The organism is Parendozoicomonas verongulae, assembly GCF_009711465.1.
Taxonomy (GTDB): Bacteria; Pseudomonadota; Gammaproteobacteria; order Pseudomonadales; family Endozoicomonadaceae; genus Sansalvadorimonas; species Sansalvadorimonas verongulae.
In genome coordinates this window covers 1-20,774 of sequence record NZ_SMME01000805.1, presented here as the reverse complement: position 1 = coordinate 20,774, position 20,774 = coordinate 1, and the positions used below count along the sequence as shown (strand labels likewise).

Annotated in this window: 19 protein-coding genes and 1 tRNA gene; 9 read left to right on the top strand and 11 right to left on the bottom strand. The window is 48.1% G+C overall.

Features of this window, described 5'->3' with window-relative positions; translation table 11 throughout:
- Nucleotides 1-551: hypothetical protein (locus E1189_RS08775; protein WP_155159698.1), on the bottom strand; the 551-nt coding region annotated here is incomplete at its 3' end.
- An 836-nt stretch (nucleotides 552-1,387) separates the two neighbouring features.
- Here E1189_RS08775 and E1189_RS08770 point away from each other — a divergent pair.
- On the top strand, nucleotides 1,388-1,813 hold the full coding sequence (locus tag E1189_RS08770) for a hypothetical protein (RefSeq protein WP_155159697.1): 426 nt from the start codon (nucleotides 1,388-1,390) through the stop codon (nucleotides 1,811-1,813).
- Between the two features lie 39 nt (nucleotides 1,814-1,852).
- Here the strand turns inward: E1189_RS08770 and E1189_RS08765 are convergent, their stop codons facing one another.
- The 8 genes from E1189_RS08765 to E1189_RS08730 all read right to left on the bottom strand — a co-directional run bounded on the left by E1189_RS08765 (nucleotide 1,853) and on the right by E1189_RS08730 (nucleotide 10,529).
- Nucleotides 1,853-2,248 (bottom strand): hypothetical protein, encoded by a 396-nt coding sequence (locus tag E1189_RS08765; RefSeq protein ID WP_155159696.1) that lies wholly within the window; start codon nucleotides 2,246-2,248, stop codon nucleotides 1,853-1,855.
- A gap of 167 nt (nucleotides 2,249-2,415) precedes the next feature.
- Entirely contained in the window at nucleotides 2,416-4,125 is a 1,710-nt protein-coding gene (locus tag E1189_RS08760) for an AMP-binding protein (protein ID WP_155159695.1), read from the bottom strand.
- 832 nt (nucleotides 4,126-4,957) lie between these two features.
- Nucleotides 4,958-5,638 (bottom strand): IS1-like element transposase, encoded by a 681-nt coding sequence (locus E1189_RS25385; RefSeq protein WP_155159694.1) that lies wholly within the window; start codon nucleotides 5,636-5,638, stop codon nucleotides 4,958-4,960.
- A 102-nt stretch (nucleotides 5,639-5,740) separates the two neighbouring features.
- The gene (locus E1189_RS08750; RefSeq protein ID WP_155159693.1) at nucleotides 5,741-6,022 is read right to left on the bottom strand and encodes a hypothetical protein; all 282 of its coding nucleotides are present in this window, start codon (nucleotides 6,020-6,022) and stop codon (nucleotides 5,741-5,743) included.
- Nucleotides 6,023-6,044: 22 nt separating this feature from the next.
- Complete coding sequence (locus E1189_RS08745) at nucleotides 6,045-6,725, bottom strand: hypothetical protein (RefSeq protein ID WP_155159692.1); 681 nt, start codon at nucleotides 6,723-6,725, stop codon at nucleotides 6,045-6,047.
- A gap of 12 nt (nucleotides 6,726-6,737) precedes the next feature.
- Nucleotides 6,738-7,847 (bottom strand): AAA family ATPase, encoded by a 1,110-nt coding sequence (locus tag E1189_RS08740; protein WP_155159700.1) that lies wholly within the window; start codon nucleotides 7,845-7,847, stop codon nucleotides 6,738-6,740.
- The gene (locus tag E1189_RS08735; RefSeq protein ID WP_155159691.1) at nucleotides 7,840-9,000 is read right to left on the bottom strand and encodes a DUF262 domain-containing protein; all 1,161 of its coding nucleotides are present in this window, start codon (nucleotides 8,998-9,000) and stop codon (nucleotides 7,840-7,842) included. Before E1189_RS08735 ends, E1189_RS08740 begins: the two co-directional genes overlap by 8 nt.
- A gap of 101 nt (nucleotides 9,001-9,101) precedes the next feature.
- Nucleotides 9,102-10,529 (bottom strand): GmrSD restriction endonuclease domain-containing protein, encoded by a 1,428-nt coding sequence (locus E1189_RS08730; RefSeq protein WP_155159690.1) that lies wholly within the window; start codon nucleotides 10,527-10,529, stop codon nucleotides 9,102-9,104.
- Between the two features lie 115 nt (nucleotides 10,530-10,644).
- Between E1189_RS08730 and E1189_RS08725 the strand changes: the two genes are divergently transcribed.
- Complete coding sequence (locus tag E1189_RS08725; protein WP_155159689.1) at nucleotides 10,645-11,142, top strand: tyrosine-type recombinase/integrase; 498 nt, start codon at nucleotides 10,645-10,647, stop codon at nucleotides 11,140-11,142.
- Nucleotides 11,143-11,195: 53 nt separating this feature from the next.
- Here E1189_RS08725 and E1189_RS08720 read toward each other — a convergent pair.
- Nucleotides 11,196-11,282: transfer RNA gene (locus tag E1189_RS08720), tRNA-Leu, on the bottom strand.
- Nucleotides 11,283-11,805: 523 nt separating this feature from the next.
- Between E1189_RS08720 and E1189_RS25375 the strand changes: the two genes are divergently transcribed.
- Nucleotides 11,806-12,402, top strand: a complete 597-nt coding sequence (locus tag E1189_RS25375; RefSeq protein ID WP_155159688.1) for a hypothetical protein — start codon at nucleotides 11,806-11,808, stop codon at nucleotides 12,400-12,402.
- 136 nt (nucleotides 12,403-12,538) lie between these two features.
- Here E1189_RS25375 and E1189_RS08710 read toward each other — a convergent pair whose 3' ends face one another.
- The gene (locus E1189_RS08710) at nucleotides 12,539-14,068 is read right to left on the bottom strand and encodes a PTS transporter subunit EIIC (RefSeq protein WP_155159685.1); all 1,530 of its coding nucleotides are present in this window, start codon (nucleotides 14,066-14,068) and stop codon (nucleotides 12,539-12,541) included.
- A gap of 736 nt (nucleotides 14,069-14,804) precedes the next feature.
- On the opposite strand from E1189_RS08710, the gene queA reads away from it, so the two are divergent.
- From queA to E1189_RS08680, 6 genes are all read left to right on the top strand, one after another.
- Nucleotides 14,805-15,842, top strand: coding sequence for a tRNA preQ1(34) S-adenosylmethionine ribosyltransferase-isomerase QueA (gene queA / locus E1189_RS08705; RefSeq protein ID WP_155159683.1), 1,038 nt, complete (start codon nucleotides 14,805-14,807; stop codon nucleotides 15,840-15,842).
- Nucleotides 15,843-15,938: 96 nt separating this feature from the next.
- Nucleotides 15,939-17,057 (top strand): tRNA guanosine(34) transglycosylase Tgt, encoded by a 1,119-nt coding sequence (gene tgt / locus E1189_RS08700; protein WP_155159681.1) that lies wholly within the window; start codon nucleotides 15,939-15,941, stop codon nucleotides 17,055-17,057.
- Between the two features lie 105 nt (nucleotides 17,058-17,162).
- The gene (gene yajC, locus E1189_RS08695; protein WP_155159678.1) at nucleotides 17,163-17,498 is read left to right on the top strand and encodes a preprotein translocase subunit YajC; all 336 of its coding nucleotides are present in this window, start codon (nucleotides 17,163-17,165) and stop codon (nucleotides 17,496-17,498) included.
- Nucleotides 17,499-17,565: 67 nt separating this feature from the next.
- Nucleotides 17,566-19,443, top strand: coding sequence for a protein translocase subunit SecD (gene secD / locus E1189_RS08690; RefSeq protein ID WP_155159676.1), 1,878 nt, complete (start codon nucleotides 17,566-17,568; stop codon nucleotides 19,441-19,443).
- Nucleotides 19,444-19,466: 23 nt separating this feature from the next.
- The gene (gene secF, locus E1189_RS08685) at nucleotides 19,467-20,450 is read left to right on the top strand and encodes a protein translocase subunit SecF (RefSeq protein WP_230460280.1); all 984 of its coding nucleotides are present in this window, start codon (nucleotides 19,467-19,469) and stop codon (nucleotides 20,448-20,450) included.
- Nucleotides 20,451-20,570: 120 nt separating this feature from the next.
- The coding region (locus E1189_RS08680) for a hypothetical protein (RefSeq protein ID WP_155159674.1) at nucleotides 20,571-20,774 on the top strand (204 nt) is incomplete at its 3' end.

Sequence of the window (20,774 nt, the reverse complement as noted above, 5' to 3'; positions counted from 1 at the left end):
CCCAGAGCCAGTTCAATCTCCTTATCCTCACAGGGTGCATTCACTCCTCCGGCCGCCCGGATGCGTAGCTGGGTAAAGATATCCAGGGCCGCTTTCAGGTCATCTGTGCCTCCCATGATCTGGAGATGTCTTCCTAGAGCTAATTCGACATCCTTGTCATCACAGGGGGTATCTGGCAACCCCCCGGCTGCGTGGGTGCGCAGGCGGGTATAGATGTCCAGGGCGGTTCTCAGGTTATTCGTGCCTCCCATGATTTGGTACAGCCTGCCCAGAGCCAGTTCGATCTCCTTGTCGTCACAGGGAGTGTTTGTCTGCCCCCTGGCCGTCCGGGCGCGCAGACGGGTGTAGATATTCAGTGCCATCCTCAGGTTGCCTGTACCTCCCATGATCTGGAGCAGTCTGCCCAAGGCTAACCCATTGGTTTTTTCATCATTCAGAGATGTTGAGTATGTTGCATAAAGGTGCAGAAAAAGTGGTAAAGCTTCACTTAAACGGCCTCTCGCCTGTAAAGCCCTGCCTTTTGCCATCATCAACCCTTTGTTGTTTTGCAAATCCTCTGACAGGGAATTAATGTAATCAATACACCCATCCAAATTTCCAAGAAGAAACAAAGCTCTGGCTTTCAATTGCACAACACGAGGGTATTGACGCGAGTCTCCCTCGTATTTTTCTAATAGCGTTTTGCTCTCATCTAATGCCCTTTGAGGGTTGGTTTTCAGAAGATGGAAACTATTATCTATGTCGTGATATCTCTGTATACAAGAGTGTGCTGGGTGGTGCTGGAGACGACGTTGTGCAAGTTGATGGCCCTTATAGTTGCCAGTACGCCTTGGGTCTTGAGAACCCTGTGTACTGGAGGTACCACGCGTGCGCTTACTGGAATATGTTTGTCTGTAAAGCTTAGGTGCCTGCCAGTAATGGCTGCCTCGGCTGCTTCTCCCATAGTTTGACGGTAAGCTCATACTCTGAATAAACCTTATATAGCCGTTATGTCAGGGGGTCGTTAAACCAATGTTCTGTATGGATTATGGTGAGGGAACAAAGGTTCAAAATGTGTCAGGATCACAAACAGGGGTGTCCTGAACAGCGGCCGTCCCGGCATGGATTAAAGAATCCAGCAGGCCATAGGCGTGCTTTATAGGCACTGTTCTGAAAATAAACTTTAGATTCCGTAAAAATACTTCCACCCTCTCGGAATATACTTACACTTAGTATTCAGGGCAGCAGGATGCACGCCCCTCTGTATAACGGAACACAAAATCGACTCGCTTCGCACAGACCGCAGACGGGCAGCTATTCCAAACAATAAAAACTGCACGTCTCACTAAAGCTTCCGCATTCTGAAACGAAAACAGTCGAGCACAAGAATTAAATATAAGAGGACAACATGGAACTGATACTGTTGGTCATCATCGGCGGTGCTTTATACATAGCTGATAGATATACTGATTTTATGGCTGATCAAATAGCGGGCAATGCCTTTGAAGAGGTTCATGAGGTGATTGGCAGCGTAAGCTACTTTGGGCAAGCCGCTCGTCCCATCTGCAAGCAGCACACCAGTCATGTATTCGCACCTCTACTCCCCTCCGTTAATCACGACCTGAAGGTTCTTTGCCTGACAGATTGCGGTCATTGGTTCTGGTTTCATGCCAATATCCGATTCATGAAGTTGGAATCCAGTAAGATTGAAGTAACTACCAGTGACGTTGCTCGGGAGGCTCTTAAAGATGACCCCGAAAAGCTTGAACAGTTTTTTCCGGAAGTTGTATCCCCCAAGCCTGAGCAAGAGATGGAACACAAAAAAAGCGCATAACGTGTGTATGCGCTTTTCTTCTGCTTCTTTGTGCAGTGGTTACTTCTTTTTCACAGGCTTCCCAATCCTTACGACACCACTTTTCTTCTTGGGTTGCTCATCGTTGCTCAAGATGACACCCAGTGCATTCAAGTAGAGCTTATCACCAAACTGCAGGCACTCACTGGAACTCAATTTAAAGCGAACAGGCTGTTTGTTCAGTTGGGCATCGTGCACATCATCCCTGTATATCCAGGGAATGCGCACCATTGGGCAATCCCGCTTCAGAACAGGCACCGTACTGATGGTAAACGCAGAAGGGTTGACCGGTGATGAACCTGGAAAAATTTCCGAGACTTTCACTCGTTTAGTTTCTGTTGCATGGGATACATTGGCACAAGCCGCCAGCACCAGTCCTGGTAACCATTTTCTTGCAACGCCCCTTGAAACACTCATTCCTATGGCCTCCCGTATCCTTGGGCAATGTCCTTTAAACAGGGTAGCCGAAAGTTTTCGTCCTCCAGGGAAAATGAAGGCCGCATAGAGCGGCCTTGATCCAGCAAATAAAGTTAACACGCAAAGTGTTTTTCCTGCGGCTCAGCCAGCGTTTGCGAAGAAAAGGATTAACCTGTTTTCTTAGCAAGTTCTTCAGCACGAAGATCCTTGCGGAGAATCTTGCCAACTGGAGTCATAGGTAATTCTTCACGGAACTCAATTTGCTTGGGTACTTTATATGCAGTCAGGTTCAACTTGCAGTATTTACGTACTGCGTCTTTAGTGAGTTCTCTGTCAGAAGGAATCACGAACAGTTTCACAGCTTCACCGGTTTTTTCATCAGGAATACCAATCACTGCACAGTTCTCAACACCTTCATGGGCCACCACAATATCTTCGATTTCATTCGGATAGACGTTAAAGCCGGATACCAGAACCATGTCCTTGATACGGTCAACGATTTTCACGAAGCCATCTTCAGCAATTACAGCAACATCACCGGTCTTGAGCCAGCCATCTTCGTCGAAGATTTCCGCTGTAGCATCAGGACGCTTCCAGTAACCTTTCATCACCTGAGGGCCTTTCACACACAGCTCACCCGGCTCACCGATAGGTGTTTCATTGCCGTCTTCATCAATTGTTTTCAGAGCAGTACTGGGAACAGGTAAACCGACGGTGCCTGGTTGAGCCAGATCAAGAACCGGGTTTATGGTTACGGCAGGAGAGCACTCGGTCAAACCATAGGCCTCAGAAACAACCGTTCCTGTGGCTTCTTTCCAGCGCGTACCTGTATCCCCCTGCAGGGCCGTACCACCAGAGAGCGTCAGCTTTAGCTTGCTGAAATCACACTTCTTGAATTCAGGATGGTTGAGCAGGCTGACAAACAGAGTGTTCAAACCGATAAAGGCCGTAAACTGCCACGGCTTAATCATTCGGATAAACATGCTGGTATCACGGGGGTTAGCAATCAGAATACTGTGGTTACCCTCTTCCACCATCGCCATCAGGTGCACAGTAAAGGCATAAATGTGATACAGCGGCAGGGGCGCAACAATAATTTCCTCGCCGGGCTTGTTAATACGATGTCCATCATTACCCACCTGGGACAGGTGTGCCTTGGCCTGCATCATATTGGCAAGAATATTACGGTTAGTCAGCATCGCACCTTTTGCTACACCTGTTGTACCACCGGTGTACTGCAATACTGCAATATCATCGGGTTGGGCGTCTGCAGGGCGTGAGTACACCTTTTTACCACCAAGGCTCAAAGCCTTACGGAACTTCACTGCGATGGGAAGAGTGAATGGCTGCACCATTTTCTTCACATGTTTGGCAGCAAAGTTAACCAGCGGTCGTTTAGGTACGGGCAGGCAGTCTGCAATACTGGTGACAATAAGATGCTCTACAGGCGTGTCTGCAATAATTTCTTCCACCATGTGTCCAAACACATCCATAAACACCAGAGCTCTGGCGCCGGAGTCATTGAACTGGTGGTGCATTTCACGGGCGGTATAGAGAGGGTTGGTATTAACGATCACAAGCCCTGCTTTCAGTGCACCATACACTGCGATAGGAAATTGCAGCAGGTTTGGCATCTGGATTGCTATCCTGTCACCAGGTTTGAGGTCGGTATAGTTTTGCAGGTAGGTCGCGAACTTTGTGCTGAGTTCATCGATGTCACGATAGCTGAGAGTGTGGCCTATCCCGGTAAAGGCGGGCCTTTCAGCGTTCTTCTTCACTGACTCTTCAAAGACTTCCAGAATCGAAGAGTACTTGTCAGGGTTTATGGCATCCTGAACGCCCGGAGCACGTTTACCATTCCAGAACTGAGCATCCATAAGTGAATCACTTTATTTTGTTTGTTTCCATGGAACAACAACCTTATACACTGACATCCATCAGTACAGACCTGAGCGGGCAAAGCCATAGCTGGTATCACTGTTTAAACGATTGACTCCAGAGACGACATTTCCTTGCCCGGCAGTCATTGGTTGCCCCCTGACTGTCTGACAGACTAAATAGCTGAGATAGCTGAGATAGCTGACAAGCGACGTGCATATGATAGCGACAAACACCTAATAATTCTAAGGTTGTTCGCATTTTCACAATAAAAAACATAGTATATGCCTATATTATGAATACCATCAGTCTCGCCCTGTTCTTTACAAACTGCTTTAGCAGTGCATTCGCAGCTTTTATATATCCCATCATGTGTTGGTAAAAGTTGGTTCCAACAGTTGTTATCAATAGATCGATTGTCAGAACCTTCACTTGATGGGAATAATCGTTGTAAGCAACCATCTTGCCAGATAAAGAGTTACTTGTTATTGGTTTTGAAGAGTCAAAATGTTTCTATAGAGTACAGGTGCCTGTTGACACTGCTTTTAGGTCTCGTTCACTTTGTCAAGAACTGATGCAATAAGTCGCTCGCTATAAAAAGAGCCAAGCTTACGCAGGATATCTATCTGGGGTTTGAGCTTACCTGTTATTTTTCTTTTGCTGATGACTGAACTGTTTTTCTTCACGCGATCGTATGCAACGCCAATGGCCTGCTTCTCACCTGCATCAATAGCGATAAGCTTGGAAAGTTCCGGAATCGAAGTCAGGTCTACATCCGGAACAATCTGAATTTGACCGCAATCAGTTGCATTCTGGATAAGGCATGCCCCCTTAGATTGCGGTTTTTAGTACATTCCCAGGCCATGCTTTCAGGTACTTCCACTTTTGTTGTCGGAAGCCCAAGGTGGGGGGATATGCCCCAGTATTGCCAGAGTTATCGATGATTCCGTCTTCAGCGACTTTTGTGAAATCACCGCAGCGTTCCCGCAGATCCCTGATTTCGAAGTATTCCATGGCAGAAACTCTATTCATCATGTGTGTACATATGATAACGCATGGCTGGAAATGTTCAGTTTTCAGGGGGAGGAGGGGAGAATACCCACTGCACGGTGTGCAGCTTTCTACAGCGCAGTGAAAATCAGGTAATAGAGTGTTGAGTGTTCTGGATTCGGTGGCCGGATGCGCCGGAATATGCATAATCCCCAAGACGCGGCCTGTATCTCTGACTCCAGAGCCGTTTATAGCCATATCAACAATACGCTCATGGGCACCGGGCTTGTTGACGTTATAGATAAATTCGAGCTGGAAGCTCTGTTTGCAATTTCGGCAAAGATAGCGCTGTTTTCCTGAAGGAGCTCTTCCGTTTTTTACAACTCCGTCGGAGGTGTCACAGTGAACACAGACAGCTTTCATGATGACCATTGAAAAAATGGTCAGATTATCAGCAAAGCCGCTCTGAGATCTGTACGAAATCAACGCATTTGGTCCATAACCTGCTATTGTTAGACTCAAATTTACTTGGATCAGTACCTACGCTCAAAGCCTTCTGGTGAGCCATGATATACAGCATATATTCAATGGCTCTTTGGCTATTATCCATTCTTAATGGAAATCCTACAGCGTAAGATGTGGCCCCAAATAAGCCACATAGATAGTCTTTTCTAATGACTCTGGATAAAAGTGGAGCCTATAACCATCAGGTAGCGTCACATGATTCTGGCAATTAACTTTCACGCCTTTAGGCAACCAGAACTCGCGCTCTTTTCTTTTTCTAGGGTCGTTATTTACTGATGGTGATTCACCACTTACTTTTGCGGAAAGGCCACAAATGGTAAGGTGTTCATGCTGATAATCAGTAAACTCTCCTGCTTTCCATCTGCGGGCAAAATCATTCATGCACAAGAGAGCATCTCTGGCTTTAGTGAGTATGTCGGCTCTGTGCCCCCAGGTTCTCAACTGCCCCCCCGAAGTCATCGATAAACTCTAAACTGTCAAAGAACTCTCCACGCTTACTCCAAAGCTCCTTGCCTGTTGTCAGCTGCTCTGCCCTGCGATTTTCCAATGCCCTCTTGTGGAACACCAAAGACTCAGATGAAAAAATATTACCAATATTCACCTCGGTCTCAGAAAAATCACCCTTGTGCTCGTCTACATCAAGCATCCAAGCTTGAAGCTCATTATTTGTCCATTTTTCAGAACTTGGGAGGCTGATTAAAAAAGAGGTATAAAAATGGCACGCAAGAAGTGCTGATAGACCAGCTGACTCCCCTTTCAGTCCAACTTCTCTGCAGTAACCAATCTTTTCTAGGTCAACATCTGTAAGCAGAGGTTGTCTGGTTTGCAGGCTGCGAAAAGCACGTACAGTCTCTGTTAGACTACTGTCATTACAAGCTTCGTCATACCAGTTTCTCCAAGCATAGCCTGGAGCCAACTGCACCTGAAACCAGTTTGGATCCATGCTCTCATCAAGTAGCATCAGATTATAGCCATAACACTTGCAGCGTAGCGTCACTTGAATAAACTCTGGTATTGCTGCCCTGGCACTGGTTTGACTGTCAAACGGGAGAGAATGGTGGTTAAAAACCAACACTTGGCTCATACAACACCTTATTTATAGAAGCCGTTCCAGCTGTTTATCCCACTCATCAAAGAAACCATTTGGCCACTCATCAATACGACCCTGATCATCAATCTTTGGCTTTCGAATATGTGATGCGTGCTCACTCCCCTCATTCTCTCGCTCAAGGAAAAATAGGCTCACAGTTTCTTTTGGGGCAAGGCCTTCTTTGATGGCAACTCGGACACCATTCAGGAAGTGATCTGAATGGGATTCTACTATTAGCTGGATACCCGATTGTGCAGCCAGAGTACATAATCGCCCCATGACAGCCTGACCTGCAGGATGCAAATGAGACTCTGGGTTCTCAATAATTAACAAGTCTCCGAACTTGGCTCGTAAGATACTGGTAACCACCGGAAGTACGTAGCTCAAACCAAAGCCTACGTTTTGAGGTTTAAACTCATTGGTTGTCTCATTTCCCTGTACAAAGGCAAAGCCCAGGGTGGCGGAGTTGTATTGTGGTAAAGCTTCCGTTTTTACCTTAAGGCCAGGAGCGATTTCAGACATCCAGGCATCAATATTTGCCAGTAAATCATTAGATCCAGCAGACGGGTGAATCAGGGCTTTATTTTCAAGGGGTTGGTCAGCATGATCAGCTATATAATGAACCGTATATTCCCCTTGGTTTCCAAGTGAGCTCAACTCATTGATGTGAAATTCAGAGAGCTCATGGTGACTCTTTGGTGCGATCCTATCGGCACTAAGGTATTGGAAATTTTGATTAAAGAGGCTCAACTCTTCAGGTTGATCTACTGATGTCTGACTTTGTACGGGTAACAAGTCAGACTTCGCAGCATAATCAAATTCAAAAGCTACAGCATCTTCCCGTTCAGACCATTTGACTGTGAAGTATATGGCTTCTTCTTCACTCTCTTGGGAGAGAACATCCCGCCCTGTTCCGAGAGATGCATAATCGCCCTTAAGCAATAGCCCTTTTGAAAAGAGAACATTCCTCTCATAGGACTGCCGCAATAACAGCAGTGTTTGCATAAGAGAAGATTTCCCCATGCCATTAAGACCGGAGAAAATATTTAACTGCGATAACGGAAAGCCGCCAGTCAGCAAAGTTTTAAAGTTTCTGACATGTAGGTACTCAAGCATCACTGGTCTCCCTCAAAACCTGATCAAGCAATTTTTTTACTCGATCATGCCGTATCCTCACATTCTCAACTTTCTGGGTGCTATAAGTAATAGCATTGAAGAACTCTGTATCTTTTTTAAGCAGCTCGCGATTGCGGGCTTTAACCACCCCCTTGCTGGACTCCAGTTTAGCAAACTCCTCAGGCTCACATCGTCCGAGACAAACAGACCAAACTTCAAACAGGGTGCTGCTTTTTCGCTTTTGTTTTTGAGAGCCATCAAGAATTTTCAAGAAAGCATCATCACCCAGTAACCGGTTACAGCGCTCAATTGCAGTGTCAAACCAGCCTTTCATGGCGGCCAACTCTGCGTCAGTTTTCTGCTTGATCTCTTCCAGCATATCATCAAGAAACGTTGTAATGTTCTTTTTACTGGTTTGGAAATCGTGTTGAAAAAAAGCAAAGAATCTTAGCACATGCTCCTGGTCACTCATGCGTCGGGACTGGTCACCCATAGTCATAATGAGATGATGGTTTTCTGCACATTTTTTCAGGAAATCCCGCTCTCTTGGCTTTGCCATTGCGTGCCGTATTTCCTGATTATTCAGGGTCAGCCCACCAGTATTAATACGTTGAAAGATACTGTATTTCACTTCTGTGGGTGTGGTGGGTCTAATCTGGTAGGTCGTGACCTGACATTCTTTCAAGCGTCTCTTATAAACCCGAGGTAGGTCATCATAGGTTTTACCTTTGAGTTCCTTTGAAAGGAATTCAAGCCCATGCAGCCTTAACGGCCTTTCTTTATCTATAACAAATCTGCGTATAGCTGAAAGGCGCTGCAGCCCATCAACAACTAGCCACTTATCTTCATCACTAGCATCAAAATAAAATGCAGGTAGAGGCAGCCTGATTAATATTGATTCAATCAGTCTGCTCATTTTGTTAGGAGACCAAAGATCAGCCCGGCGCTGAAAGTCGGTATTTAGCTCAATCTCACCGTGTTCCATGCGCTCAATTAAGCTATCCATGGATACAGGGGAAACTGCGATATCAATCTTGCTGGGATTGAATGGCTGCATCTGATCATCGGGGTTAGTGTCACTCTCCTCACTTTCAGATTCAAACTGCTCTTCCTCCAGCTCAATGATGTTTTCTTCATCCTGATTGGCTGACATTTCTGTCTCCTGAATACTCTTGGTGAAAGCTATTACTACATGCTCTCACACTTTGCTCCCATGGGAAATTTACGGTTTTGGGCAAAAGAAATCTGGTCATATTAGTCTTCCCCAAGCTGCAAATCCAAAGCCCGCTGCACCAATTCCATCACATAAGGCAGCTCAGATGCTTGCGACAGTTTCACCTCAACATCTCCATTCCCCCAGCGGCCAAGGTTTGTGGTGTCCTTGCACAGCCCTCGTGGGTCGTGGATATCTTCAAACTTCATATTCAATGACAGGCGCAGTGTAGAGGCTTGAGGCACAGCATCTACGAAATTGGTATCGAGCTTAAAGGCGGCATAAAGCTTCAGGTAGTCTTCATGAATGCTGTCGTCCAGTGCCAGCACCTGCGTGCGGAATTTCTGGAACAGCTCTTTCATTATGCCTTTGGCGATATGTGGATGGTCAGCCAGTGTGTATTCTGACTTCCCTTGTTCAGGCTTCATATAGTTGAGCAATACATCTGCAGGGAGTTCAGGTACTGCCCACACGTCTGCCACCATATTGCTCAGCTGTTCACTGCGATTGAGGATGGCTTGCTCGTTCCATTGGGGTTGTGGTGCGAGGCTGCGGTTCAGTTTTAGAGGGCTTTGGGCGAAGCCACCTTCCATATCTCGCCTGTCAGCAAAGGGCCGATCACTCAGCTCCGGGTTGTAGCCTGTAAGAGTGAGGTTTCCGAGGGTGTGCAGATAAGTTTCCTGTACCTGCTGCCAGTTATCTCCCAGCTCTACCTGCCACTCTTCGGAGAGGTTTGGGTTTTGGGGCATAATGTGTTCGATGGTGTAGTCTTCAAGCGGCACCCGTTCTTTTCGACCATGGTTTTCCAGTCTGCGTAGCCAGTAGGCTTTATTGCGCATGTTGTACATATCTTTGGTCAGCAGGCAGCGCTGGAACTCTTCATTCTTTGGCATTCGACGATAGCTGCTGAGATTAAGAAAGGCGGCCTTGAAGCTTTCCAGATACCTGCTCTTATCCAGATCTTTACTGAATCGGGCAAAGGTTTTGTTCATGGAGTTGGTAGGAATGCCACAAACAAACCGGCGAAATGCACAGCTCTCGATAATCCGCACGCACTCCACAAACTCACCTTGCTCCAGAATGTTGTAGGCGTAATCGTTATACAGCTCCAGTACCAGTGGATATGCGACATCCACCTTGTAGCTGTTCAGGTCTTTAAACGCATCCAGCAGTCTAGGTTCTGTTTCCAGTTCTCGCACAAAGGCGACATAGTGGCTGGCATGACGGCGCACATCGGCGATCAGTTCTTCAATATCATCGCCAGAGCTGGTCATATACGCCTTGAAGGCTTCATAAATATCGCCAATGCGGGGCGGGTTACCCGTCTTCACCGTAAGAAAATCCCGCATAAACTGGTTAAACAGCCAGCTATATTCTCCATGGCTAAAGTCCCGCTCCATAGGGTACCAATATCTGTTGTAGAGCATGTCCTGTTGTTTGGGTTCCAGCCTCATTATGATGGACCCCATAAGCCGTTATCTTTCGTCTGTTAATGTAATGCTTCAGACAGCTTCTAGTTATGACTGGATAGTCAACCCTCCCCAAATTAAGCAGTTGAAGACAATGTCAGGAAGGCTACGCTAGCTGACACGAGATGAAGTTAAGGCTGTGCTTGGTTATTTTGAATGGAGTGGAGAACATACCTACAGAGACCTTACAGCCTGTCTTGTTGATACTGCTTTTCGTTTTGATGAAATGTTATCTCTTCAGAGTAGTAACATTGACCTGAATGGTAACAAGATTCACTTGTATGACTCAAAGAATGGTAAACCTCGCTTTGTTCCCATGACCAAGAGGGTACGTGAGATCATGAGTATAAGGAAAGCTTTAGGCTTATTCTCATCTGTCAAATATTTATCATATATGGATAGCTGGAAGAGAATGATAAAGCATGTAGGTTTTGATGAAGACGTTGTACTCCATACGCCGAGGCATACTACAGCTTCCCATTTAGTCCAGGCTGGTATTCATCTACAGGTAGTTAAGGAGGTTCTTGGACATACGAGTATACAGACGACTCTGCGTTATGCTCATTTGGCTCCGAGTAATATAGAAACAGGAATTGAGGCACTTGAAGCTTGAGTGTCACCGTAGTGTCACTTGGAAAGCTGTAAGTGCATCCTAACCTCGAAAGGTGGTACCAGTGGTCGGACTCGAACCGACACGCCATTGCTGGCAACGGATTTTGAATCCGTCATGTCTACCAATTCCATCACACTGGCATCAGCTTGTATGTTGGCAAGCGGTGCGCAGTATAACATTTGCGAATAAGCATGCAAGATCATTTCTCTCTCGCCGATACAGATAACAATTGTTTTTGATTTCAGAGGCTTGGCGATGGATCGGTCCAATGGTTCTCAGGGTAGCAGTCGTCATGCACTGCCATCCTCGATATCTACCCCTCCTGCGCACACGCAAGCGCTTTCCACAAAATCAAAGCACCCGTCCGGACGAGATGTATCCAAAGAGAGTGTGGTGCAAACCCGTGTGCCGCGGGACTATCAGGAAAGTGAGTCAGACTTTAATGATCGGGATTCTGTGACATCTGGTTACCCAGCGAGTGATGAATCTACTCAGTGCGAATCGGAACAGCTTGACAGGCGTAGGTTTCAATCGTTACTGGAGCATGACCCGACCATTAAGAGGCAAACGGACGAAGGTGTAGATCTGCGGGAAAGGGAAAAAATGCTGGGTGCTCGCGATGATATTATTAAGGCTATTCGTAAGGACAAAGCTGAGCTGTGGATGCATGAAAATAGCAATAAAATTTTGCAGTGTCTCAGGGATAAAGATTTTGCCGAAGAGGAGGGTTTCAGGGTTGTTCTTGTTGTGAGTGGAAACCCTGTGCAGATAGTTCCTCCCAAGGAAGGACAAGGCGTGCCAGATGAGACTATTGCGATGTATACCCGATACGTCCACAACTCAATAGTGCATACCCAAAGGGCTTTGACACCTCTAAAGGAACTGAATAAAAAAATAAAGGCCTCAACAGGTAGGCTGAAGAAACTCAGAGGCAAGCTGAAAAAAGAGCTGGGTATAAAGGTGCTTGCGAAAGCAGAGAAGGAATGGATTGAAAACACTCGTATAATTCTGACCCTTCAAGATGGGACAGGTTGGGTAAATGGCGGACGGCAAGCCGTCTCCTATATTCCCGATGCCGCACTCAAACAAAAGCAAACTCATGGTTTGAAGCCTGATGCACTTATCGTGGATACAGATTCTGACACTATGAAGAAAATCCTCGACTCTGATGAGGTAATGAGAACAAGGCCTGCTGATCAGAGTTTTGAACCTCAAGGTGATGATGACAATTTTTTTACCCCGCCGCCCCCGGAAGCTTGATCTACCCATAAGGGTGCATCGATAAAGAGTTGATGTGGAGCGGAGAAAGTGATTGAAGCTTATTCGATCACTTTCTCTGTGCAAGAGTGTATGCAGGAAGCAAATTGGAAGTGCTGGAGGGGCTTCTCAAGCTGGATTAACCAGCCTTAGAGGCTGCTTCAGTTTGAATCCGTGCTTTTGCTGCTGCTTTCTCTTCAGGAGTACGGTAATCCAGAAAGGCAATCAGGATGAAAGGTATGAAGAAGGCAACCGCGATGGCGACTCCATAGACCCACATAGGATTAAAGACAGGGATAGTCAGAACTGAGGTAAAGGCAAACGCCTTGGTTTTCACTCCGCCATAAGCTGCGCCCAGGATCGCGATCACTACACCACCGGCAAAACAGCCAGGCAGCATGCGTGAATAGATTTTTTTGAAGCGCAGGTGAATGCCATACAGTGAAGGCTCAGAGATACCACCGAACAGACCGGCAGCCAGTGCGCCCACTGAGGTTTGGCGCATCATTGAGTCCTTTTCACGCATTGAAAGGAACAATACACCGGCAGTGGCACCAAAGCAGGCGAAGTTCCATACACCCATTGGGCCTTGGATGAAGTCGTAGCCAAGGGATTGAATGTTCATCAGCATTAGAGCATTGAGTGGCCAATGCAGACCCAGTGGTACCAGGAATGGGTACAGCAGTGGAATCAGAATCGCAAATACAAAAGGAGCATGGGTATTCATCCAGGCTAAGCCGGTACCAAGATTAATACCAGCCCACACACCAATTGGGCCGAGAGCAAATGCTGTTAGCGGGATCATAATAATCAGTGAGAAGAACGGAACGAATACTATATGAACATTCTGTGGGAAGATACGCTGCAGCCCGCGGTACACTGTTGCAAGAACGGCAACCATTATGAAAGGTACAAAGACCTGACCTGAGTAGTCGTTGAGTTGCATTGACAGACCAAAGACGTTTGCCACGTGGGAGGTCGTTCCCAGCACAGGGTTCTTAATTGAGATAGTGGATGCCAGTGACATCAACTTCTGGAAATCCGGAGTCATGAGGGCACCCATGACCGCAGCCCCTACCCATGGATCAATCTTTAGTTTCTTCGACGCATTGTAGGCAATCATAATCGGCAGGAAGTAGAATACGGTGTGCCACATCGAATCGACAAATACCCAGCCCGCAGATTTTGCACCTCGGAAATCAACGATATGGAAGGCATCGAGGACTGAGGTCATCGCAATAATCAACGAAGCACCAAGAAGAACACCGAGAATAGGGCGGAATGAGTCCGACAGATATTCAAAAAAGTTGTCAATCCAGACAATCTTGCCACGAGGGCCACTGGAACGCGCAGATGCCTTGATATCATCATTAGACATCTCGGTGCTGCCGGACGTTTCAACCCTCTCCTGCATAGATGGTAATGCTTTAATCTGGTTGAAGATTGTCATAACGGCACCGCCAATAATGACTTGGTAACGATTGCCAGTTTGCGGAACACATCCCATGACTTCAGAAATCGCATCCAGCTTGGCCTTATCAGGTAAGGAATCATCCTTTAATTCAAAGCGAAGGCGCGTTGCGCAGTGCGTCATGAACTTAATATTGCTAGAACCACCTAATCCATCAATGATGGCCTCAGCAGTAGATAAATTACTTTTTTGCACCATTGGAACATGCTCCTTTAGATTCTGTGATCCAGGGCAACCCCACAGGTAACTGTCCAGGATTTTTAGGCTGCAGTACCTGTAAGCTGAGCGGATTTAAATCAGGTCAGGTCTGACAATAATAGGGATGCCTCTAAGACCAAAAATTCAATCTTTGATGTATTTTTCGAACGAATTCCTGCGTGGGTGACACGTCTTTTTCAGGCTTCTAAAAGTATCCTGACTTTGTCGAAGCCCTCTTCGGATATCTCCATGAATACGGTGTTGTTTAATTCCCTGATCTGTCGCCTGCTTAATCCTTTATAAAGAGATAGTCATGGGAGCTTCAGTGTCAGCAGAAGCTCTTTCCAGATCAGCAGCAGGGGTCAACTGTCGTCAATAGTCTGCTGGTATGGAATCAACAGAAGGAATGTCCAAAGACTGTATTCAATTGATGTAAGGTTTTGGTACGCAAAAGTTCCAAAAATATATCGAAATCAAATGATCTTCTATTTCGAGGCTAGCTAAATTCTCAGTAATCCACTATGGGGATAATTCCTTAAAAATTCCTGCACATGAAGTGTCGAGGCTTCTTGATAGGTGTTAGCCGCAAGGCTGCCTGGCAATGGCGGCTATGGATTGAAAGAGCGTATAACCTGTAACCGCAAGGGTTGTATAACCAGTTATCACACCTGACATTTCCCTCGACTTCCGGTATTCTGCGTGCCCATTTTTATGCTGTGTGAGGCTGTAGCGGCAAATGCGCGTCAGTGATTTTCATTTTGACCTTCCCGATGAACTGATTGCCCGCTATCCCATGCCGGAGCGAAGTGCCAGCCGGCTGCTGGTAGTGGATGGGAAAGACGGCAAGCCGGAACATAAAACATTCCGTGACCTTGTGGATTACCTTCAGCCCGGTGATCTGCTGGTGCTCAACAATACCCAGGTGATACCTGCACGTGTATTCGGTCAGAAGGAGACCGGTGGAAAGGTAGAAGTACTGGTTGAGCGCGTGTTAGACGACCGTATGGTGCTGGCTCAGATTCGCGCCAGTAAATCTCCTAAGCCCGGTACGCGCCTGCTTCTCGAGGGCGGTATGGAAGCAGAAATGGTTGAGCGTCAGGATGCTATGTTCCTGCTGCGCTTCGCTGGTGAAGAGGCGGTTGTGAAAATGCTGGAACAACACGGCCACATGCCTTTGCCTCCCTATATTACCCGTGAAGACGAACTGGAAGATCGCGAGCGTTATCAGACAGTATACGGCTGCAGAAAAGGCGCTGTGGCGGCACCAACGGCTGGCCTCCACTTTGATGATGAGCTGTTTGCGGCTATCGAAGCCAAAGGTATTGAGAAAGTCTTCGTGACTCTGCATGTGGGCGCAGGCACATACCAACCCGTACGTGTGGATAATATCGAAGAACACCACATGCACTCGGAGTATCTGGAAGTCTCCGAAGAGGTTGTGGATGCTATCAAGCGCACCAAAGCTAATGGCGGGCGCGTTGTTGCCGTAGGCACCACCTCCATCCGGAGTCTGGAAACCGCAGCCCGCGATGGTGGGCTGAAACCGTTTGCCGGTGAGACAGATATCTTTATTTACCCCGGCTTCCAATATCAGGTGGTTGATGCCCTGATCACCAATTTCCATCTGCCAGAATCCACACTGCTTATGCTGGTGTCTGCGTTTTCCGGGTTCGATGAGGTGATGAATGCCTACCATGAAGCGATCAAAGAGCGTTACCGCTTCTTCAGCTACGGCGATGCCATGCTGCTGACCAGAAAAGATATTAAGGCATAGGCCTTAATCATATTTGGATTTTGACTTTGGGCAGCCACCTTTTGGGTGCGCTGCCCAAGCTATTTAGGAGACTGCGCAATGCGTCAGGAATGTTTCATGTCATTCGAGAAGCTGGGGCAGGATGGTCTGGCCCGCCGAGGTCGAGTGACTTTCCCTCGCGGCACAATCGAAACCCCTTGCTTTATGCCGGTGGGCACCTACGGCACTGTAAAAGGCATGCTGCCACGGGATATCCATGAAATTGGTGCAGAGATCATTCTGGGAAACACCTTTCACCTGATGCTGCGTCCTGGCACGGAAGTGATCAAAGAGCACGGTACTCTGCACGATTTCAACGGCTGGAATAAACCTATCCTTACTGACTCTGGTGGCTTTCAAGTATTCAGTCTGGGGGATATCCGCAAGATCACCGAAGAAGGTGTGGCGTTCCGCTCCCCTGTAGACGGTTCCAAGGTGTTTATGAGTCCGGAATCCTCCATGCAGGTTCAGCGTGATCTGGGTTCTGATATTGTAATGATCTTCGACGAATGCACTCCTGGTGATGCTAACGAAGAACGTGCCCGTACTTCCATGGAAATGTCTCTGCGCTGGGCCAGGCGCAGCCGCGAAGCTCATGCCGACAGCCCATCCTCCCTGTTCGGTATTATCCAGGGCGGCATGTACGAAGATCTGCGTGCCCGCTCTCTGGATGGCCTGCTGAATATCGGCTTTGATGGCTATGCTATCGGCGGCCTGTCTGTGGGGGAGTCCAAAGAGGATATGTACCGCATTCTGGATCACACGCCTCGTCGTATTCCTGAAGAGTACCCACGCTACCTGATGGGTGTTGGTACGCCGGAAGATATCGTGGAATCGGTTCGCCGTGGTGTGGACATGTTCGACTGCGTAATGCCAACCCGCAACGCGCGCAACGGCCACCTGTTTACTGCAGCTGGCACCGTGAAAATTCGCAATGCTAAGCACCGTCATGCAGAAGAGCCTCTCGAGCCGGGCTGTGACTGCTACACTTGCCGCAATTTCACACGGGCGTACCTGCATCACTTGGACAAATGTAATGAGATGCTGGGTTCAATGCTCAACACAATCCATAACCTGCGCTACTACCAGCGTTTGATGGCTGGATTGCGACAGGCTATTGAACAGGGTAAATTGAGCCACTTTGTAGAAGAGTTCTATGCTGCGCGTGGGAAAGTAGCCACTCCTTTGAACGCCTGAGTCAGGTATTTGTGTGGTGGCTGACCAGAAGCTATGCGAGGCTCGGCTTCTGGCTGCAGAAAAGAATCTGGATTTTGTTTCTGATTGTAATTAGGGAGTATGACTATGAGCTTGATCAGTGCAGCGCACGCGGCCACCGAAGCGGCAGGCCCAAGCGGCCCAAGTATGGTAGGTCAGCTGGTAATGCTGGGTGGCTTTGTTCTGATTTTCTGGCTGCTGATCTGGCGTCCGCAAAGTAAGCGCGCCAAAGAGCACAAATCACTGTTGGAAAGTATCTCAAAAGGTGATGAGGTAACCACCACCGGTGGTATCGTGGGTAAGGTCGTCAGTGTAGCTGATGATTTTGTTACTCTGCAGGTAAGCAACAATGTAGAGCTGAAATTCCAGAAAAGCGCTGTTGCGGCCACTCTGCCAAAAGGCACGATGAAGGCAATTAACTGAACGGGATTATAAATGGCCTGTCTCTTTGAGATATGGCCATTTTACTAATAAGGAACCCGAGGGTCCTATGAATCGATACCCCTTGTGGAAGTACCTCGCAATTTTTCTGTTTGTGGCAATCGGCGCATTTTACGCCTTGCCCAATCTGTATCCGGATGACCCCGCAATCCAGATTTCTGGTGCCGGTGCCGCGACTCAGGTTGGTGAAACACAGCTGAAGAGGGCTGTTGCAGCCCTGAATGCGGAAGGTATTGCTGTAAAATCCACAGAAACCAGCGAGCGGGGCAACTCTGTCCTGATTCGTCTGACAGATAACGAAGATCAGCTGCCCGCAAAAGCAGCGGTAAAAGAACAACTTGGCCATGATTATGTTGTTGCACTGAACCTTGCGCCAACAACCCCAGACTGGTTGCTGGCCTTTGGTGCAACACCCATGAAGCTGGGTCTTGATCTCTCTGGCGGTGTGCACTTCCTGCTGGAGGTGGATAGCCAGAAAGCCGTTGAAACTCGCATGAATGTATATGCCGGGGAGATTCGGACCGCTCTGCGTAAAGAGCGTCTGCGTTATCGTACTGTTCAGGGTGCCAACCCGATTGCCCGTGAGTTTGCCTTCACTGATGAAGCGACCCGCGACAAGGCCCGCAGCCTGATCATCAAAGAGTTCCCGGATCTGACCACAACGGCTGACGAAGACAACGGCCGCTTTATCGTGTCCGCTACTCTGGGTGAGCAGCAAGTCCGTGATCTCGAAGATTATGCTATCAAGCAGAACCTCACCACTGTTCGTAACCGTGTGAACGAGCTGGGTGTGTCCGAGCCTCTGGTTCAGCGTCAGGGTCGCAAACATATCGTGGTTGAGCTACCCGGTGTTCAGGATACTGCGGAAGCCAAGCGTATTCTTGGTAAAACTGCGAATCTGGAGTTCCGTCTGGCTGCTGGCTTTGATGCGGCTCCCGGCACGACTGACACCTTTGAGTTCCGTTCCCAGCCTGGCCGTACTGCAAACCTGCAGCGCGACATCATCATGACCGGTGATCAGGTAGCCAACGCACGCTCTAATGTGGACACCCAGACCGGCAGCCCTGAAGTTAATATCAGCCTTGATAACCGTGGCGGCGAGCTGATGAAGCGTGCAACCCGGAATAATGTTGGTCAGGGTATGGCTGTGCTGTTCATCGAACAGAAGTTCATGGGTAACCGTACTGAAACCCGCATGGTGGACGGTACTGAAACCGAGGTGAGCGTTCCTGTTTATCGGGAAGAGAAGAAGATCATCAGTCTGGCAACCATTCAGGCGGTACTGGGAAGCAACTTCCGCATCACCGGTCTGGATTCCCGTGCTGAGTCTTCCGAGCTGGCACTGCTGCTGCGTGCTGGCTCTCTGGCCGCACCTATGCACTTCGTGGAAGAACGCACCGTTGGTCCAAGCCTGGGTAAAGAGAATATCCGTATGGGTATTAACTCCACTCTGGTTGGTCTGGCACTGATTGTTGTCTTCATGCTGGTGGTTTACCGGTTCTTTGGTCTGGTGGCAAATATCGCTCTGACCCTGAACCTGCTTCTGCTGGTGGGCATGATGTCTATTCTCGGGGCAACGCTTACCATGCCGGGTATTGCCGGTATCGTGCTGACTCTGGGTATGGCGGTGGATGCCAACGTGCTGATCTTCTCCCGTATCCGGGAAGAGGTGAAGAATGGCAAATCCCCCCATAAAGCTATTGCAGAAGGTTTCGACCGGGCGTTTGTGTCCATCTTCGATGCCAACATCACTACGCTGATTGTGGGTGTGATTCTGTATGCCATTGGTACTGGGCCAGTGAAAGGTTTCGCCGTGACGCTATCCCTCGGTATCCTGACATCCATGTTTACTGCGATTCTGGTGAGTCGCGCGATTGTGAACATAACCTATGGTCGCCGTCGTCAGCTTAAGAAGCTGTCTATCTAAGGGCTGTCTGAGGAGAATGAGCTATGAAAAATAATGGTTCAAAGTCAGAGGCCGCTTCCGACAAGATGTCTTCTGACAAGAAAATGTTTGGCCACACCCGGGTCATAGATTTTATGAGACTGCGGATGGGAGCAACAGCATTGTCTGTACTGCTGCTGCTCGGTTCTGTAGCCACGCTGTTTATTAACGGTATTAATTTTGGTCTGGACTTCACCGGCGGTACCCTGATTGAGCTGTCTTACGATAAGCCTGCCAATGTGGCGGCGGTGCGTAATCAGCTGGGTCAAATGGGCTTTAATGATGCGGTTGCACAGGAGTATGGCTCTGCCAATGCTGTGCTTATCCGTATTCCCGGCAGTGAGAGTAATGCCACGCTTTCCAATCAGGTAGCTCGTCAGCTGAATGCGGCTTACGACGGTGAGATCACTTTGAAACGGGTTGAGTTTGTGGGCCCGCAGGTGGGTGAACAACTCCGCGATCAGGGTGGTTTGGGTATGTTGCTGGCACTGGCGCTGGTTATGCTCTACATCGCCTTCCGCTTCCAGTACAAATTTTCTCTGGGTGCGGTTATCGCACTGGGCCACGACAGTTTGATCGTGTTGGGCGTATTCTCCCTGTTCGGTTTGCAGTTTGACCTGACTGTACTGGCAGCGATTCTGGCGGTTGTGGGTTACTCCCTGAACGACACCATTATCGTATACGACCGTGTGCGGGAGAATTTCCGTAAGGTGCGTCGTGGTACTCCGGTCGAGATCATTAATATCTCTCTGAGTCAGACTCTGGGTCGTACGTTGGCCACGTCCGGTACCACCATCATGGTACTGCTGGCCTTGTTTTTCCTCGGTGGCGATATGATCCACAACTTTGCAGCGGCACTGCTGGTGGGTGTTGGCGTAGGTACCTATTCCTCCATCTACATTGCATCCAACCTGCTGCTGTACATGAACATCAGTCGTGAAGATCTGATTGTTCCTGTGCGGGAAGATGAAGTGGATGATATGCCCTGATTTTTAGGTCTGATGGCTTCTCATATTACCCGCATATCATTAACTCTTAAGTTGGCGATATGCGGGCTAAAATTTAGGCTATGCTCAACCTCCTCCAAGTAATAAGAAAAGGTGTTTGTTATGGAGTTAGAAGCTAGGGTTAAGCGGCTTGAATCACATTTTGACTCACTGGATGGTGCGGTGAGAAGCATTATCAAAGTCACTGCAGAAACTCACAAAGAGATACTTGCTACCAGGCAGGAAATGCGTACCCGCTTCGCTCTGCAGGATGGGGAAATCGCTGATATTAAAGGTGATGTTTCTGTTCTTAAGGGAGATGTTTCT